Origin of the sequence: Sphingobacterium yanglingense, from assembly GCF_004363245.1 — a bacterium.
Classification (GTDB): Bacteria; Bacteroidota; Bacteroidia; order Sphingobacteriales; family Sphingobacteriaceae; genus Sphingobacterium; species Sphingobacterium yanglingense.
Window position 1 is genome coordinate 251,890 of sequence record NZ_SNYV01000014.1, and the last position, 15,663, is coordinate 267,552.

Here is a 15,663-nt window from a genome sequence, read left to right on the forward strand (position 1 = left end):
TATATTACGTTTAATTTCACTATATGAAATATTCAAGCAGTACAGACTGTACAAAGACACATAATGTACTTTGGATGTTCCATATGGCCGTTAAAAAGCAAATTAATACATATGAATTTTGATTATAACAGTACACGTTCTAAGCTAATTTTGGCCGAATATGGTAGGAATGTGCAAAATATGGTTGATCATATCTGTACAGTTCCTTCTAGGGACGAACGTAACAGATTGGCACAAGTCGTTATCGATATGATGGGGGTCTTAAATCCCCATTTGAGAGACGTTTCGGATTTTAAGCATAAGCTTTGGGATCACTTATATATTATTTCAGATTTTAAGATAGATGTGGATTCACCTTATCCAATTCCTTCTAAAGAAGAAATACGCCATAAGCCGGAACCTTTGCCTTATCCACAACATAGAATACGCTTTAAGCATTATGGGCATATCGTCGAATCTATGATCGAGAAAGCAATGGCTGTACCTCACGAAGAGACAAGACAGAAAATGACATTAGGTATCGCCAATTTTATGAAAATGGCCTACCTCACGTGGAACAAAGATTCTGTTAATGATTTACAAATCATTCAGGATTTGAAAGAGCTTTCAGGTTTTGTTTTAGTGTTGCCTGAGGATACGGTTCTCACTAAGCTTGATTTCCGCACACCGCCTCCGGGCAACCGTGTTAAATCTCAAACGCCAGCAGGCAATCACGGCCAGAAGCAAGCTTCGGGATCAAACTATCCTAAGAAGCAATACCAAAATAATAACAATAACAACAATAATAACGGCCGAAAAAGGCAGAGTAGTAATACTGCTGGATCTGGCAAGCGACCTTATCAGAACAATAATTATAAGAAGTAAGTTAGGGTATCCGATTACTTCTGCGAAAGAGGATGTCTACAATTTCAAAATACAAACAAGGTTACTTTGATTTGGTCAAGTTTTTGTTTGTATTTCGGTCTGAGGACATCCTCTTGTTGTATTTTTATTAAAACAGCTTGAAAATAGCTATACCTATATTTATAATAGAATTAATATATGAACGCATTTGAAATTCACGGTGGGAAGCCGTTAAAAGGGGAGATTGTACCTCAAGGGGCAAAGAATGAAGCATTACAGATTTTATCTGCGGTCTTACTGACTGAAGATAAAATTACTATAAGCAACATTCCTGATATAAAGGATGTTAATAAATTAATTGATTTGTTACGTTCGTTAGGCGTTTCTGTAAATCAATTGAGCAAAGATACCTACGAGTTTCAGGCTAAAGATATTAATATAGATTATTTTACCTCTGAAGAATTCAAACAAAAAGGAGGAAGCTTGAGAGGATCTATTATGATTGTAGGGCCTTTGTTAGCACGATTTGGCAAGGCAGCGATTCCAAAGCCAGGAGGAGACAAAATTGGCCGTAGGAGATTAGATACCCATTTCTTGGGATTTGAGAAGCTAGGAGCAAAATTCGTTTATGATGCTGATAATCATTTCTTCAATATTGATGCTACAGCATTGAAAGGAACTTATATCCTGTTGGACGAAGCTTCTGTGACAGGTACAGCTAATATTGTAATGGCAGCTGTATTAGCGAAAGGAACTACAACAATCTATAACGCGGCTTGTGAGCCTTATTTACAGCAGCTTTGTAAAATGTTGAATCGCATGGGAGCAAAAATTTCAGGTATTGGTTCCAATTTGCTGACCATAGAAGGAGTTGACTCTTTGGGTGGTACTGAACACCGTATGTTGCCTGATATGATTGAGATTGGTTCATTTATCGGGTTAGCGGCAATGACAGGGTCTGAGATAACAATAAAAAATGTAGCTTATAACGAACTTGGAATTATCCCTACTGTCTTTGCGCGTTTAGGTATCAAGATGGAATTAAGAGGGGATGATATCTTTATTCCTGCTCAAGATAATTATGAAATTGATACCTTTATCGATGGTTCAATATTAACGATATCAGACTCGCCATGGCCTGGGTTTACACCTGATCTTTTAAGTATCGTTTTAGTAACAGCTATTCAGGCTAAGGGCAATGTTTTGATTCATCAGAAAATGTTTGAAAGTAGACTGTTCTTCGTGGATAAGCTAATCGATATGGGGGCTCAGATTATTTTATGTGATCCACATCGCGCCACGGTTATCGGTTTAAATAAGCAGACTCAGCTTCGAGGGATACAAATGTCTTCACCGGATATCAGAGCAGGGGTATCCTTGCTTATTGCAGCATTATCAGCGCAAGGTAAATCTACAATCTTTAATATCGAGCAAATAGAACGCGGATATCAAGATATAGAACAACGTCTTATCGCGCTAGGAGCTGATATAAAGCGTGTTGAAGCACAGCCCATGGGACATTAATAAATTGTCTGTGTAATGTTAATAAATCAAAATACGCTTTGTTATCTAAAAAGCTATTCTATTTTTGTATAAAATAAACGTTTAAACACATATTGTTAGAAAATGAAAAAACTAGTTTTATTCTCCGCAGTAGCAGCAATGGTTCTTGCTTCTTGCGCCGGTAATCCAGAAGGTAAAAAAGCTGAAACAAAAGATTTAGTGGCTACAGTTGATCAAGTAACAGGTGTTGCTTACAAAGTAGATACTGCTGCAACCAAGATCATGTGGAAAGGTACCAAGGTTTCTGGCTTCCACGAAGGTACTATAACAGTGAAATCTGGAGTTGTAAATGTCGATAATGGAGCAATCACTGGCGGTAACTTTGTATTAGATATGAATACAATTTCAGCTACAGATTTAGAAGGCGAGTATAAGGATAAATTGGACGGCCATTTGAAAGCTGACGATTTCTTTGGGGTAGCTACACATCCAGAAGCTTCTTTCACTATTACCGAAGTAAAAGCTGGGGCTACAGCTGGTACAGTTGTGATTTCTGGTAATCTAGTTATTAAAGGTATTTCTAAAAATATTACATTCGATTCGAAGGTAGACGAAATTACAGATACTACTGTAAAAACTTCTGCGGACTTCAATATTTTACGTGAAGATTGGGGAGTAAGTTATGAAGGAAAGAAAGATGATTTGATTTCTAAAGAGATTAACTTCCGTGTTAATATTGTTGCAAATAAGTAATTAATACGCACTAACGAAAGAAAGCGCTGGCAATTTATTGCTGGCGCTTTTTATTTTAAGCCATTAAGCGAAAAAGTCAGAGAGCATAGTATATCTGAAGCTTTACGTAGTGTCTATTTTGATTTTTTAAGAAAATAGTAGGATATAAAAAAAGGCTAATCTTACGATTAGCCTTTTGTACCTAGGGCGGGAATCGAACCCGCACTCCCTTAACGGGAACAGGATTTTAAGTCCTGCGTGTCTACCAGTTCCACCACCTAGGCAACTGAGCGAAAGACGAGATTCGAACTCGCGACCCCAACCTTGGCAAGGTTGTGCTCTACCAACTGAGCTACTTTCGCTTGACGTGGTGCAAATATAGAGTAATAATGCAATTATGCAAAGAAAAAAATGAAAATAATGACCGATTTTAAATTTTTATTCTTTCAAAAATAAGTGTGTTTTCAAAACCTTTACTTTGCAGGTAGCGTACTAATTTGGCTTTGTCCTGTAAGCTAAGTTGTTGCAAACTTACAGTTGATTTTTTTTTAATAATATCTGTTAGTTTCTCTTCGTACTCGTCTAGGTCGATTTGTTGTAAGGCTATTTTTATTAAGGGAGCAGATACTCGTTTTGCTTTTAGGTGCTGTTGTATTTTAATCTTTCCCCAACCTTTGATCCTAAATTTGCCGAGTGCAAAGGCATTCGCATAACGCTCTTCATTGAGGAAATTAGTAGATATCAGCTCACTGATTATTTGTTCGACATCCTCCATATGTAACCCCCAATCGTATAGCTTATCTCTCACCTCTTGCTGTGATCTTTCTTGATAGGCACAGTAGGCTTCAGCTTTCAGTTTAGCTTGATGTGGAGTATAGTTTTTTTTATATAATCGCTGCTCTTCCATAGTACAAACTTATGTAAAAGCCTAGCATAATCCTCTTTTACTTATTAAAAATAATCATCAAATTTGTGCTTTACCCAGGAGTTGTTTTTTGCCTCATCTGTTCGTTTAAATTTTTACTATGTATATTCTAGATACTATCCTCCCTCATATCAGTTACAGTAAGAGTTCTCTGCCTTTTGCTAAGGCCACATTTTCGGTGTTGGCTTATGATACGCGAAAGATTAGAGTAGGGGATGATAGCTTGTTTTTTGCACTGGTTCAACAGCGAGACGGACATCGTTTTATAGCAGAAGCTTATGAAAAAGGGGTGCGTAGTTTTGTAATATCCGATACAGCGTTTGATATCAGTCCCTATCCAGAAGCTAATTTTATCTGGGTTGCAGATACACTTCGGGCATTGCAACAGATTGCAACCTTTCATCGTAACCATTTCTCAATCCCGATTATAGGTATAACAGGGAGTAATGGAAAGACCATTGTCAAAACCTGGTTGCACCAATTGATTTCAGAAGAGTACAATTGCTACCAAAGTCCCAAAAGCTATAATTCTCAATTGGGTGTAGCCTTATCTTTGTGGAATCTTACATCAGAGCACCAAATAGCCCTTATAGAAGCGGGAGTCAGTAAGGTCGGGGAAATGGATATATTGGAGGAGATGATTCAACCTACCATTGGAATATGCACCAGTATAGGACCTGCCCATCAAGAAGGATTTGATTCTATAACGCAGAAACTAGAAGAAAAGTGGAAATTATTCAAAAGTGTGAAAACTGTTGTTGCTCCATCTACCGTGTTGGAGGATGTGTTGAATAAGTATCCCAACTGTACAACTTGGGGGAGAGACAGGACTGATGATTTACAGCTTTTAGGACAGCACAGGGATAAAAATAACACTATTTTAGAACTGTTCTATAAAGAACAGGCTTTCTCATTGACAGTTCCTTTTATTGATAAGGCCTCTATCGACAACGTGATGACTTGTACATTAGTCATGTTGACATTAGGCTACGCTACTGACGTAATAAAACTACGTATTTTGGGTTTACGTCCCTTAGAAATGAGATTACAGCTAAAGAAGGGGAAGCATAATAACAGTATTATAGATGATACCTATTCTAATGATCTGGCATCATTACAGATAGCATTGGATTTTTTAGCACAACAGAATCAGGGTGAGGTTAGAAAACTAATTTTGAGCGATTTTGAAGGAGAGGAGTGGACCAAATCGTCTGTTTCAAAATTGGCTGATTTGTTGAATGTACAGCCTTTGAATCAAATTATTCTAGTCGGAAATCGATTAAAAGGGGTTAAAGCGCATTTGACAGTGCCTTCCTTGTTATTCGAATCTACAGATGCACTGTTAGATTCATTACAACAGTTAAATCTTACAGATAGTGTTTTATTGCTAAAAGGTGGACGTAAGTTCGAGTTAGAACGTGTAAGCCGGTTATTAGTAGAGAAGTCTCATGATACTATCTTGGAGATTAACCTAAAGGCCTTGGAAAATAATCTTTCACAATATCGTTCATGTCTTAAGAACGGGGTGCGAATAATGGCCATGGTCAAAGCGTTTTCTTATGGTAGTGGTAGTTTTGAGATCGCTAATGTTCTTCAATTTAATAAAGTTGATTACCTTACCGTAGCATTTGTAGACGAGGGAGCAGAACTTCGCCGGGCGGGTATTACCTTACCCATCATGGTACTCAGCCCCCATGAAGGCACCTTCGAAGATATGCTGTTGTACCGACTAGAACCGGAGATTTATTCACTTCGTATATTGAAGGCATTTGTTTCCTTTTTAGAGGAACGAAAAATAGAAGCCTACCCAATACATCTCAAGCTGGACACAGGGATGCATAGGCTTGGATTTATGACGGATGAGATACAAGAGGCATTGACTACCATCTGTGCAAATCCGACGGTTCGTGTGGCTACCGTCTTTTCGCATTTAGCTGGAGCAGGAAGCGAGGCACTAAAATCTTTCACTACAGGACAGATTGGTTTGTTCGAATATATGGTAGCGAAGATTGAATCTACCTTAGGTTATACAGTCATCAAGCATATCTGTAATACCTCTGGTATTGTACATCATCCAGAAGCTCACTACGACATGGTTCGTTTGGGAATAGGCGCATATGGTTTTGACATGGCACCTAATGGCCTGCAATTAGAAGATGTAGGTCGTCTGAAGACCACCATTACGCAGATTAAGCAGCTGTCTAAAACTGAAACAGTAGGGTATGATAGGAAAGGTGTGTTACAGCGGGATTCGAGAATTGCGACTGTAAAGATTGGTTATGCAGATGGTTATGACCGGCGTCTGGGGAATGGGGTTGGTAATATGGTTATTAATGGCAGATCGGTACCCACAGTCGGGAATATTTGTATGGATATGTGTATGTTGGACGTTACAGATATAGATGTTGCAGAAGGGGACGAAGTCTTAGTATTTCCTAATATGAGTGAGATAGCCCGCAGTATTGGAACTATTCCTTATGAATTGTTAACAGGTATTTCATCTCGGGTAAAAAGAGTGTATTTTTACGAGTAATTATGTTTAAGAAGATTTTTCAAAGGTTGTTATATTATTTGATCAAAGGTACTTTGGTCATGGTTCCTGTAGCAGGTGCTATATTTTTGATTGTTTGGATCGTTGCATCCCTAGACAATGCACTGAATATCACCCAGCATTTTTTAGAGGACGAAGAGGGACATCCCCTTTATATCCCCGGAATTGGAATTCTTACTGTAATTGTTCTCCTGATTATCGTAGGTCTTATTTTTACAACTTTAGTTACTGAACCAATTAAGCATTGGCTCAATCGGACAGTGAATAGAATTCCCTTATTTAATACATTGTATTCCTCTATTAAGGATTTTACAGAAGCTTTTGTTGGAGATGCGAAGAAATTTAACGAGCCTGTTTTAGTGGAAGTAAATGAGACTGGATTAAAGAAAATTGGCTTCCTCACACAAAAGGATTTAGGCAAACTTGGTTTACCGGATGAAGTGATTGTGTATTTTCCCTATTCTTATTCTTTTGCTGGACAGGTTGTAGTCGTTCATTCCTCTCGTGTCACCAAGCTAAACATGAGTGCGACAGATGCTATGAAATTAGTCGTTTCAGGGGGTGTTTCCGGAATTGAGTAACCAGGAAGAGATGACTGTATTCTTAAAACGTATATTTAGTAAAGAGAAAATAAAGCTTGATGATGCTATTGCTGCCGAAGCAAGATTGTCTTTAGAACAAAGTAAATTAGATAAGGAATTAGTATTGGCTCATTTTAAAAATGAACCGCCGATTCCGTCAGATTTAGGAGGTTATCTACAAGATGTTTTACAGTTAGGAAATGATAGCAGAATTTCCTTAACAGACGAACTACGGAATCTGGAGCGGTATATTGGGCTGTACTGTCAATATAGAAAACAGGATATCCAGGTTTTATGTGATTTTCCCTTGCCGGGAGATTTCGATCGAATCGCTCCCTTCATATTATTTCCATTAATTCAAAATGCATTCCATTATGGTTACCATATTGATGCTAAATATCCCGTACGGGTACGTGGGCGTTTGATTGGTAAGATCTTTACCTTAGAAGTGAGTAATAGAATCAATCACTATGTCGCAGATCAAAGAGATACAGATGTTATACAGTTTTTCAGATCCAGGTTAGACTATGAGTATCCAAATAACTACGATTTTATTTTAAATAGTAATAGCAATATCTTTAAAGCTTCCTTACGGTTAGAACTGGTCGATTGAAACCTTTAAATTATGTTAATATTAATGTAATTATTTTATAACAATTGATTTTTAAAAACTCATTTAGTTATATTTATATAAGAGTTTTAAATAAATAATTGTCGGATTTAAATACGTAAAAAATGATCGGTACATTAATAGAAAAGGAAGACATCAACAATTATAAAATTATTGCTGCAGACGAGAGTAAGGTAGAAGAGCTATGTCGGAAATTGAACGATGCTCAGCGTTTAGGTAATGAGTTTAAGTCGAAGGTGACCATTATATTTAATACTGAAGATGGTCCAATGCGTATAGAGACTACGGTATGGTCACTGACGGATAAGTATATACAGATAAAAAGCGGTGTATTGATTCCGCTTTCAGCAATTATATCAGTTGAGTATTAATAGATAAAAAAAGGTCCAGAATTTCTGGACCTTTTTTTATCTATTAGAAATCAAATTTGATACGAGCACGGATACCCGATTTTGACACGTCGGGTTGGTCAAGGTAATTTAATCTTCTGACATAGTCAACTCTTAATATTTTGAAGATATTAGAAAGTCCTATACTAGCTTCCATGTATGGCTTAGAACCAAATGTGAACGAAGAAATCTCTCCATCGGAATTGGTCTGCCACGAATATACTTTGTTGTTCAAGGACGGATTATTTTCATCTCTAAGTCCTCCATATAGTCCTTTGAAACTAAACACCTCTCTAAGTTGTAAGCGTTTTATTAAAGGTATTTTATTTAAGATAAAACCATTCATGTAATATTGGACGTTTAATCCTACATGGTGGTCAGAAATAAACTCCATAAAGTTCATGAGGTTATAAGACTGAAGTTGATACGCATAGGTCTGATTGGCACGATGTATCGTAAGCAAGGGATATGGAATATTCTTGCCAACTACATAGCCACCATCTACAGTTACATCAGCCTGGCCTAATTGTGATAGGTAAAAGCGCTTAAAGACACTGCCCGTAAAATTATGGTAGTTTTGCTCTCCATCTAGTAGCCCTTTGATACCGGCAGTATAATTGACGGTGAAAATAGGATATTGATTGAAAATAGGAGTTCTGTATAGTTTTCCTTGATAATACTGTTCGTTTGGAGCCCAACGTAATCCTACACTTACTTCTGTCGTGTTTAGTTCATGCACCAAATAGGGGTCTCCTTGTTCAGGTTTCATTTCATAGCGTATTACCCCAGCAGGTTTTTGCTTCCATTTACTTAATCCTGCTGTCACAGAGAGATGATTTTCAAATTCTGCTTTGTAATCCAAGCGGTAGATATCATTATAGAGATAACTTTTGTTCTCACCGCGTTTAAAAGATAGTAATACGTTGTCTTCCTGTATAAATTCTAGATTTTGTCCAGGTATTTTAGTGTCATGCTGTACCGAAGCCCGGATATAATGCTGCGGGAAATTGTATACCGATTTATTATTTAGAGAATATGTTCCACTTACAAAATATTTCCATTCTTTGTCCTTAAAACCATAGGCCCCGTAGGTTTCAGCGTAGAAACGTTTACTTAGACTTTCTGTCGTCCGTCCTCCCAGGCGCAGGCGTAGACCCTCTACAGGGTTATAGCTGTAAAACGTGTTTACAGGACCTATTTCTACTGGGCCTGCCTGTTTGTATCCTGATAATAACAACGCACTGATGTCCATAAATCTCCTAAAAGAAGACATTAATTGTAATGTGTCGATATTATGGTAGATGTTCATCTCTGATTTGTTGAGCGGTTCGTGACGTAGCGTGGCCCAATAACTTTCCCTTACTTCTTCCGTTTGCGGAGCTACAGGAACTTTAACCACGTCATCACCTGAATAGATGCTATCTGGCTGTTGTCTGCCGCTGATATAGTCTTTGTAAAATACAATACGATTTCCCCGAATACCTTTGCCTTTTTCAGATAAGGCAAAGTCAATTCCAAGACTAGTTTTGTTCAAAAAATATTTATTGCGATTATCTTTTTCAAATGCGAGTTCGATATCCAGATCTCTTACAAAGTTAAGATTTATATCATCGCTCACTTTCATTTTAGCCCCTTGGACCGCATAGTTACCATCCAATGTAATATAAAGCTTGCCTTGGAATAAAAAATCGCTCTTGTTACGAGGGAAGAAGCTTAATTCGACAAGCCATGGTTGATCAGATTTGATAGTATCTGTAATATAAAATCTGTAGAAGGTAGGTGAACTGTTTGCAATAGGGCTCAAAAACTGATTCGTCAATAGACTGATATTACTGTCATAAATATCTATCTTTTCGTACAACTTATTGAAATATGCAGATAATCCTTCATTATCTACAAACTTAGGGTCAAATTCAGCTCTTTGTTCGGCAATGATGTACTGCTTAGTCTTTTTAGGATCTTTTCTGTAGTAAAATTTCGAAACTCTTTCCTCTATGAATGCCGGCAATACATAGCTTTCTGTTGTAGTAGAATCGTCTTTTTGAAATAGAAATTGATAGTTTTTAAAGACCTTTTTTTTGACAAATTTGGGCGAAAGATTACTTAAACCTAGTGATATCTTTTCGTACTGCTCGTATTCAGCAAACTCTTGTCCGGTCAAGCGGTTTTGATCCCGGTGGGCAATTACTTGACGAATGAGTTCGACCGCAGGATTATCTTTATTCGAATATTTGAGTTTTGGTCTTTTGACGACGACTTCATCAATTAGATTTTCAGGGTCGAGGGCCAGATCAAAGCTTGTTTTTTCTCCACTTAAGTCTAGCATCTGTTCATGGTACCCAACATAAGACACACGCACTTTAACCTGCCTATTGGGTAGCGTGAGATTAAAATTTCCATTGTCATCGGAATATGTTTTCTGTTGCCCGCCTACTACTGCGATAGTCGCAAAAGAAATAGGCTCTTTATTTTGCTTGTCCAGAACGCGACCTCGTATCTGGATTTCTTGGGCATTCGTAAAACTGAAGAAAAGTATACCGATAAAAAGAAATATGCTGTTGTTGATTAGCTCTCTCATGTTTAAACAACTGTGTTTTTACTTTTGACTTTAAAACATTTTAATTCAAAAGTTATGATGCAAATTACGAGCATATTTTTCAAATATAAAAGTGCATGAATTGAGTTTGACCTTTTTATGATAAAAGTCTAATCGTCTAAGTTTTAATTGCTGGACGGTTATCTAGAATAAGGTCGAAATGAACTGATTCCCTGAGGTTATGTTATTTTGGAAGTGTGGGAGAATCTGCGAAATCATCAAAAGCTTTTTTATTTTGCTTGACTAACCATTCGTATATTTTCGCGCCATGACTCAAGCGTTTTATCCCCCATTCAGCGAGTTCCTGAACAGTAGGAAGATGAGGTGTTAGAAATAGATTAATCGGTAGGCTATTTGCTGCTACCAAAGCTAGAATATCAGATTTTGTTTCTGCTAGGGGGATAAAAAGTCCATCAGCTCCTGCTTTTTCATAGACATGTGATCTTTTTATAGATTCTTCCAGCGCCTGTTCGTGTTTAGTAGTAAAAGTGTCTATTCGAGCATTGATGAATACCGGTTTTCCGATTGCTTTGATGGCTTTTATTTTATTTTCGAGAATAGCACTTTCACTAAGTTTTCGGGTGCCATTCACTATTTTTCCGTCCTCCAGATTGATACCTATTACTCCGATATCCAAGAGGCGTTGTACATGATCAGCGACTTTTTCGGGATCATCCGAATAGCCTGCTTCAAAATCGACTGATACGGGGATATTAACCGCATTAACGATTCGTTCCACCATAAATAAAATTTCATCTACACTTATTCTTTCTCCATCAGGGTAACCTAGCACGTTGGCTATAGCATGGCTAGATGTACCGAGAGCTTTAAAGCCCGCCTCTTGGGCTAATTTTGCAGATTGTGCATCCCAGACATTACCTAAGACAAATACCTGTGGCTGCTCATGTAGTTTTTTAAACGTAGTGTATCCCATCTCTCTATCTATTGTTGTAGGGATAGAACATAGATAGGAAAGTTTTGTTTTGAAAGCTGTTTTAATTGACAGCTTTCATTTCTATAAGTTCAGAGGCTACTTTGCCATTCCAAATGTATTTAACCCGTTTACGAGTCGTTTTATACTTATAATCTTGGGCATCTTCATCAATGACTTCTCCCTCTTCAATGTCTTTGATTATTAAATTTTTGTCTAGGTTATGTTCAGAAGGAAAGAGAATTTTTTCTTCATGGTGGTAGATGCCTGCGTCTCCAACAGTATAGCGGTTAAACATTGGGATAATCTCATTGCCATTCCAACTAAAATAATAGTATTCACTAGGTATGCCACATGCTTCACCCAAAAATCCTATACGTATAATATTTTCCAACCCCTCTAAGCCCATGTTGGGTAATAATTTATGTTCTGAGTAACGTTGTTCGGAAAGCCCGGCAGGATAGTACACTTTAGTCTGGAGATTATGATTTGTATCAAAGCACTTTATCTGTAGCATATAGGCTTCAGGACTATAGGATGTCTCCTTATCACGACGCAAAAAACCAACACTGAAAATAGTACCATCTTTATGTTGCATGCGCCCTATTGCCAAAAGACCAGACCAGATGAATCCCTCTTTTTGTTTCCCCTCTTTGATATACGATATCTTACGCCAAGGGGCTTCGAATCCTCTCGCTGTAGAATTGTTATAGCAGTCTGATTTAATAATAACCAATGTTTCCTGTGGAATAGAGTCTAAAAGCTTGCCCTTAGTCCCAGGATAATCTCTAATGTAGGCTACATCAGCAAAGACATGAGCTGTATCACCTTTTTCTTTCATCCAGAAGTCGTAGCCTTCTTCTAAAATATAGGCTGCCGGTTTCTCCTGGGCGAATAGGGTTCCATAGCATACCACCATTAATAAACCGAAAAGTATATTTTTCATCTGTTTTTATTATATATCATGCGAATTACCGAAAAAAAAAGAAGCTGCACAATCACTGAAAGCGGGGATAAAAAAAACCTCACTTTTGTGAGGTTTTTAATTTATACCTGGTGTTATTTATCCCAGAGATGCTAAGCTTTCTTCTAAGATTTCAATCTTAGCTAAAGCATCTGTCTTTTTATTCCGTTCGTTTTGTATCACTTCAGGTTTAGCGTTCTGAACAAATCGTTCGTTGGATAATTTCTTATCTACCGAAATTAAAAATCCTTTCAAATAGTCAATCTCCTTGCTGATGCGTTCTTTTTCCGCGTCGATATCAATATTGTCTGTGTCAAGTTTGACATAACACTCGCTTTTTCCTGCCAAAAAGCTTAATGCACCTGTTACCTTTTCCTGTACAAAAGTTAGATCCGAAATATTAGCTAATTTGATAATGCTATCTTGGTATCTCGAGAAATCCATATTAGAAGCATTAATTGCTAATGGCAATGCTGTTTTAGGAGACATGCCTTTCGAATTACGGATATTACGTACCTCGGAAATGATGTGTTGTACAGAAGCAAATTCTTTGATTATCTGTTCATCAAAAGCCGTTATTTTAGGGAATTCCGCAACAATGACACAGTCTTTTGCTTCACGAAGGCCAAATAACTCATCGTGCCACAATTCCTCTGTTAGGAATGGCATAAATGGGTGAGCTAAGGTCAATACTCTTTGGAACAATGTTTTGACTGTTTCTAATGTTTCTGATTCGATTGGTGTTTGGTAAGTAGGCTTAACCAGTTCTAAGTACCAGGCACAGAAATCATCCCATATCAACTTATAAGTCGTCATCAGCGCATCGGACAGACGATAGTTATTGAAGTGTTCTTCGATTTCGACCACAGCTTGGTTAAAGCGGTTTTCGAACCATTGCGCAGCAGTTCTTTGTGCGTCCGTTGCTGGAGCCTCTACACTATCCCAGCCTTTTACTAAGCGGAAGGCATTCCATATCTTGTTCGCAAAGTTACGTCCTTGTTCGCAGTAGGAAACATCAAACATAAGGTCATTTCCTGCAGGAGAAGATAATAACATACCCACACGTACACCATCTGTACCATATTGAGCCATTAACTCAATTGGATCTGGCGAGTTCCCTAAAGACTTGGACATCTTACGCCCTAATTTGTCGCGTACGATACCTGTCAAGTATACATTACGGAAAGGCGGCTTTTGCGTGTAATCGTGGCCCATAATGATCATCCGTGCGATCCAGAAGAAAAGAATCTCAGGAGCCGTCACTAGGTCATTAGTAGGGTAGTAGTATTTAAATTCCTCATTTTCCGGGTTTCGTACACCGTCAAATACAGACATAGGCCATAGCCCTGAAGAGAACCAGGTGTCTAATACATCTTCTTCTTGGTGAATGTCGGTAGCAGATTTCCCTTGCACTTCAAACTCTTGGATAGCTTCCGCTTCTGTTTTAGCAACCACCCATTCATTTTTATCATTGTACCAAGCTGGAATACGTTGTCCCCACCACAATTGGCGAGAGATACACCAATCTTTCACATTTTCCATCCAATGCTTGTACGAGGCAAAGAATTTCTCTGGTATTAATTTGATGGTACCGTTTTCTACATATTCCAATGCTGGTTTAGAAAGTTCCTCCATTTTGCACCACCATTGCATCGAAAGCTTAGGCTCTATAACAGCATCGGTACGCTCAGAAAAACCTACTTGTGATTTGTAATCTTCGATTTTCTCGATTTGTTCAGCTTCTTCAAGCATTTTAGCTATCTTCTTGCGGGCGATAAAACGGTCTTCACCTACCAGAATTTCAGCTTTTTCGTTCAACGTGCCATCGTCATTCAATATGTCGATAACAGGTAGATTATGTTTCTGACCAAGTTCGTAGTCGTTTAGATCATGGGCAGGAGTCACCTTAAGACAGCCTGTTCCAAATTCAATGTCGACATACTCATCCTGGATAATAGGGATTTCTCTGTTTAATAACGGGACTAATACCGTCTTTCCTTTTAGGTGGGCGTAGCGATCGTCATTTGGATTGATACACACTGCCGTATCCGCCATGATGGTTTCTGGGCGTGTAGTTGCTATAATGACATACTCATCACTATCTTTTATTTTATAACGGATGTAATAGAGCTTCTGGTTAACTTCTTTGCGTATTACCTCTTCATCAGATAAGGCTGTTTTTCCCTGCGGATCCCAGTTTACCATACGTACACCGCGGTAGATATACCCTTCTTTGTAGAATTTGATAAACGTATCAATTACCGATTCAGATAGTTCAGGGTCCATAGTGAATTTGGTACGCTCCCAATCGCACGAAGCGCCTAATTTCTCTAGCTGTTTAAGGATGATTCCTCCATATTTCTCTTTCCATTCCCAAGCGTGTGTCAAGAAATCCTCACGGGTCAATGATTTTTTGTCAATACCCTGTTCTTTGAGCATGGCCACGACTTTAGCTTCTGTAGCGATAGATGCGTGGTCGGTACCAGGGACCCAACATGCATTTTTACCTTGCATACGGGCGCGACGAATTAATACATCTTGAATAGTATTGTTCAACATATGGCCCATGTGCAGTACTCCAGTGACATTTGGCGGAGGCATTACAATAGTATAAGGTTCGCGCTCATCAGGTGTAGAACGGAAAAAACCATTCTCCATCCAATAGGAGTACCATTTGTCTTCTGCTTCTTTTGGATTGTAAGTTTTTGCTATGCTCATTGCTATAAATATGGCGTAAAAAGTGTACAAAAATAAGGATTTAAGCTGTGAAATCCCACATTCTTCGCTCAAATAAAGAACACGTTAGGTATAATCTGTTAAAAAAATGTTAATAGGTGATTAAGACATTGATAATTAAGCGTAAATTTGCTCGTTTTATAAAGGAATAGGATGCAGAACTTTGTTAATGAGTTAAAGGCTTTAACTCGTTATTTTTTATTTTGGTTGATTATATGTTTTATTGATCGCTTTATCTTTATCATTTCTTTTTTTGAAAAGGTGAAGGGAAGTTCGTTTGT

12 protein-coding genes and 2 tRNA genes are annotated in these 15,663 nt (G+C 37.9%); 7 read left to right on the forward strand and 7 right to left on the reverse strand.

The window, feature by feature from the left end:
• Nucleotides 1-111 precede the first annotated feature (111 nt).
• The 3 genes from CLV99_RS12265 to CLV99_RS12275 all read left to right on the forward strand — a co-directional run bounded on the left by CLV99_RS12265 (nucleotide 112) and on the right by CLV99_RS12275 (nucleotide 3,099).
• A complete protein-coding gene (locus CLV99_RS12265; protein ID WP_133584796.1) occupies nucleotides 112-864 on the forward strand; it encodes a DUF4290 domain-containing protein in 753 nt (250 codons plus the stop codon).
• 177 nt (nucleotides 865-1,041) lie between these two features.
• Nucleotides 1,042-2,367, forward strand: a complete 1,326-nt coding sequence (gene murA / locus CLV99_RS12270; protein WP_133584797.1) for a UDP-N-acetylglucosamine 1-carboxyvinyltransferase — start codon at nucleotides 1,042-1,044, stop codon at nucleotides 2,365-2,367.
• A 102-nt stretch (nucleotides 2,368-2,469) separates the two neighbouring features.
• On the forward strand, nucleotides 2,470-3,099 hold the full coding sequence (locus tag CLV99_RS12275) for a YceI family protein (protein ID WP_133584798.1): 630 nt from the start codon (nucleotides 2,470-2,472) through the stop codon (nucleotides 3,097-3,099).
• A gap of 178 nt (nucleotides 3,100-3,277) precedes the next feature.
• Here the strand turns inward: CLV99_RS12275 and CLV99_RS12280 are convergent.
• The 3 genes from CLV99_RS12280 to CLV99_RS12290 all read right to left on the reverse strand — a co-directional run bounded on the left by CLV99_RS12280 (nucleotide 3,278) and on the right by CLV99_RS12290 (nucleotide 3,985).
• Nucleotides 3,278-3,362, reverse strand: a tRNA-Leu gene (locus tag CLV99_RS12280).
• Between the two features lie 5 nt (nucleotides 3,363-3,367).
• Nucleotides 3,368-3,440 (reverse strand) — tRNA-Gly (locus CLV99_RS12285).
• Between the two features lie 68 nt (nucleotides 3,441-3,508).
• Entirely contained in the window at nucleotides 3,509-3,985 is a 477-nt protein-coding gene (locus tag CLV99_RS12290; RefSeq protein ID WP_133584799.1) for a regulatory protein RecX, read from the reverse strand.
• Between the two features lie 118 nt (nucleotides 3,986-4,103).
• Here CLV99_RS12290 and CLV99_RS12295 point away from each other — a divergent pair, with 118 nt between their 5' ends.
• The 4 genes from CLV99_RS12295 (at nucleotide 4,104) to CLV99_RS12310 (ending at nucleotide 8,137) form a co-directional block, all read left to right on the forward strand.
• On the forward strand, nucleotides 4,104-6,536 hold the full coding sequence (locus tag CLV99_RS12295; protein ID WP_133584800.1) for a bifunctional UDP-N-acetylmuramoyl-tripeptide:D-alanyl-D-alanine ligase/alanine racemase: 2,433 nt from the start codon (nucleotides 4,104-4,106) through the stop codon (nucleotides 6,534-6,536).
• 2 nt (nucleotides 6,537-6,538) lie between these two features.
• Nucleotides 6,539-7,135 carry a DUF502 domain-containing protein gene (locus CLV99_RS12300; protein WP_133584801.1) on the forward strand — a complete coding sequence of 199 codons (597 nt, stop codon included), beginning with the start codon at nucleotides 6,539-6,541 and terminating at the stop codon, nucleotides 7,133-7,135.
• 10 nt (nucleotides 7,136-7,145) lie between these two features.
• Nucleotides 7,146-7,748: a LytS family sensor histidine kinase gene (locus tag CLV99_RS12305; protein ID WP_133584802.1), complete on the forward strand. Its 603-nt coding sequence runs from the start codon at nucleotides 7,146-7,148 to the stop codon at nucleotides 7,746-7,748.
• A gap of 122 nt (nucleotides 7,749-7,870) precedes the next feature.
• A complete protein-coding gene (locus CLV99_RS12310; RefSeq protein WP_133584803.1) occupies nucleotides 7,871-8,137 on the forward strand; it encodes a hypothetical protein in 267 nt (88 codons plus the stop codon).
• Nucleotides 8,138-8,180: 43 nt separating this feature from the next.
• On the opposite strand, the gene CLV99_RS12315 is transcribed toward CLV99_RS12310, so the two are convergent.
• From CLV99_RS12315 to CLV99_RS12330, 4 genes are all read right to left on the reverse strand, one after another.
• Complete coding sequence (locus CLV99_RS12315; RefSeq protein WP_133584804.1) at nucleotides 8,181-10,733, reverse strand: DUF5686 and carboxypeptidase-like regulatory domain-containing protein; 2,553 nt, start codon at nucleotides 10,731-10,733, stop codon at nucleotides 8,181-8,183.
• Nucleotides 10,734-10,935: 202 nt separating this feature from the next.
• A complete protein-coding gene (locus CLV99_RS12320) occupies nucleotides 10,936-11,685 on the reverse strand; it encodes an isocitrate lyase/PEP mutase family protein (protein WP_133584805.1) in 750 nt (249 codons plus the stop codon).
• Between the two features lie 61 nt (nucleotides 11,686-11,746).
• Nucleotides 11,747-12,628 (reverse strand): hypothetical protein, encoded by an 882-nt coding sequence (locus CLV99_RS12325; protein ID WP_246032755.1) that lies wholly within the window; start codon nucleotides 12,626-12,628, stop codon nucleotides 11,747-11,749.
• A gap of 117 nt (nucleotides 12,629-12,745) precedes the next feature.
• On the reverse strand, nucleotides 12,746-15,364 hold the full coding sequence (locus CLV99_RS12330) for a valine--tRNA ligase (RefSeq protein ID WP_133584806.1): 2,619 nt from the start codon (nucleotides 15,362-15,364) through the stop codon (nucleotides 12,746-12,748).
• Between the last annotated feature and the right edge of the window lie 299 nt (nucleotides 15,365-15,663).

Excerpts from the sequence above, each read along its gene's own strand:
- CLV99_RS12310 (WP_133584803.1), top strand. The coding sequence starts at position 7,871 with ATGATCGGTACATTAATAGAAAAGGAAGACATCAACAATTATAAAATT.
- CLV99_RS12265 (WP_133584796.1), top strand. The coding sequence starts at position 112 with ATGAATTTTGATTATAACAGTACACGTTCTAAGCTAATTTTGGCCGAA.
- CLV99_RS12320 (WP_133584805.1), bottom strand. The coding sequence starts at position 11,685 with ATGGGATACACTACGTTTAAAAAACTACATGAGCAGCCACAGGTATTT.
- CLV99_RS12315 (WP_133584804.1), bottom strand. The coding sequence starts at position 10,733 with ATGAGAGAGCTAATCAACAACAGCATATTTCTTTTTATCGGTATACTT.
- CLV99_RS12305 (WP_133584802.1), top strand. The coding sequence starts at position 7,146 with ATGACTGTATTCTTAAAACGTATATTTAGTAAAGAGAAAATAAAGCTT.
- CLV99_RS12300 (WP_133584801.1), top strand. The coding sequence starts at position 6,539 with ATGTTTAAGAAGATTTTTCAAAGGTTGTTATATTATTTGATCAAAGGT.
- CLV99_RS12325 (WP_246032755.1), bottom strand. The coding sequence starts at position 12,628 with ATGAAAAATATACTTTTCGGTTTATTAATGGTGGTATGCTATGGAACC.
- CLV99_RS12330 (WP_133584806.1), bottom strand. The coding sequence starts at position 15,364 with ATGAGCATAGCAAAAACTTACAATCCAAAAGAAGCAGAAGACAAATGG.
- CLV99_RS12295 (WP_133584800.1), top strand. The coding sequence starts at position 4,104 with ATGTATATTCTAGATACTATCCTCCCTCATATCAGTTACAGTAAGAGT.
- CLV99_RS12290 (WP_133584799.1), bottom strand. The coding sequence starts at position 3,985 with ATGGAAGAGCAGCGATTATATAAAAAAAACTATACTCCACATCAAGCT.
- murA (WP_133584797.1), top strand. The coding sequence starts at position 1,042 with ATGAACGCATTTGAAATTCACGGTGGGAAGCCGTTAAAAGGGGAGATT.
- CLV99_RS12275 (WP_133584798.1), top strand. The coding sequence starts at position 2,470 with ATGAAAAAACTAGTTTTATTCTCCGCAGTAGCAGCAATGGTTCTTGCT.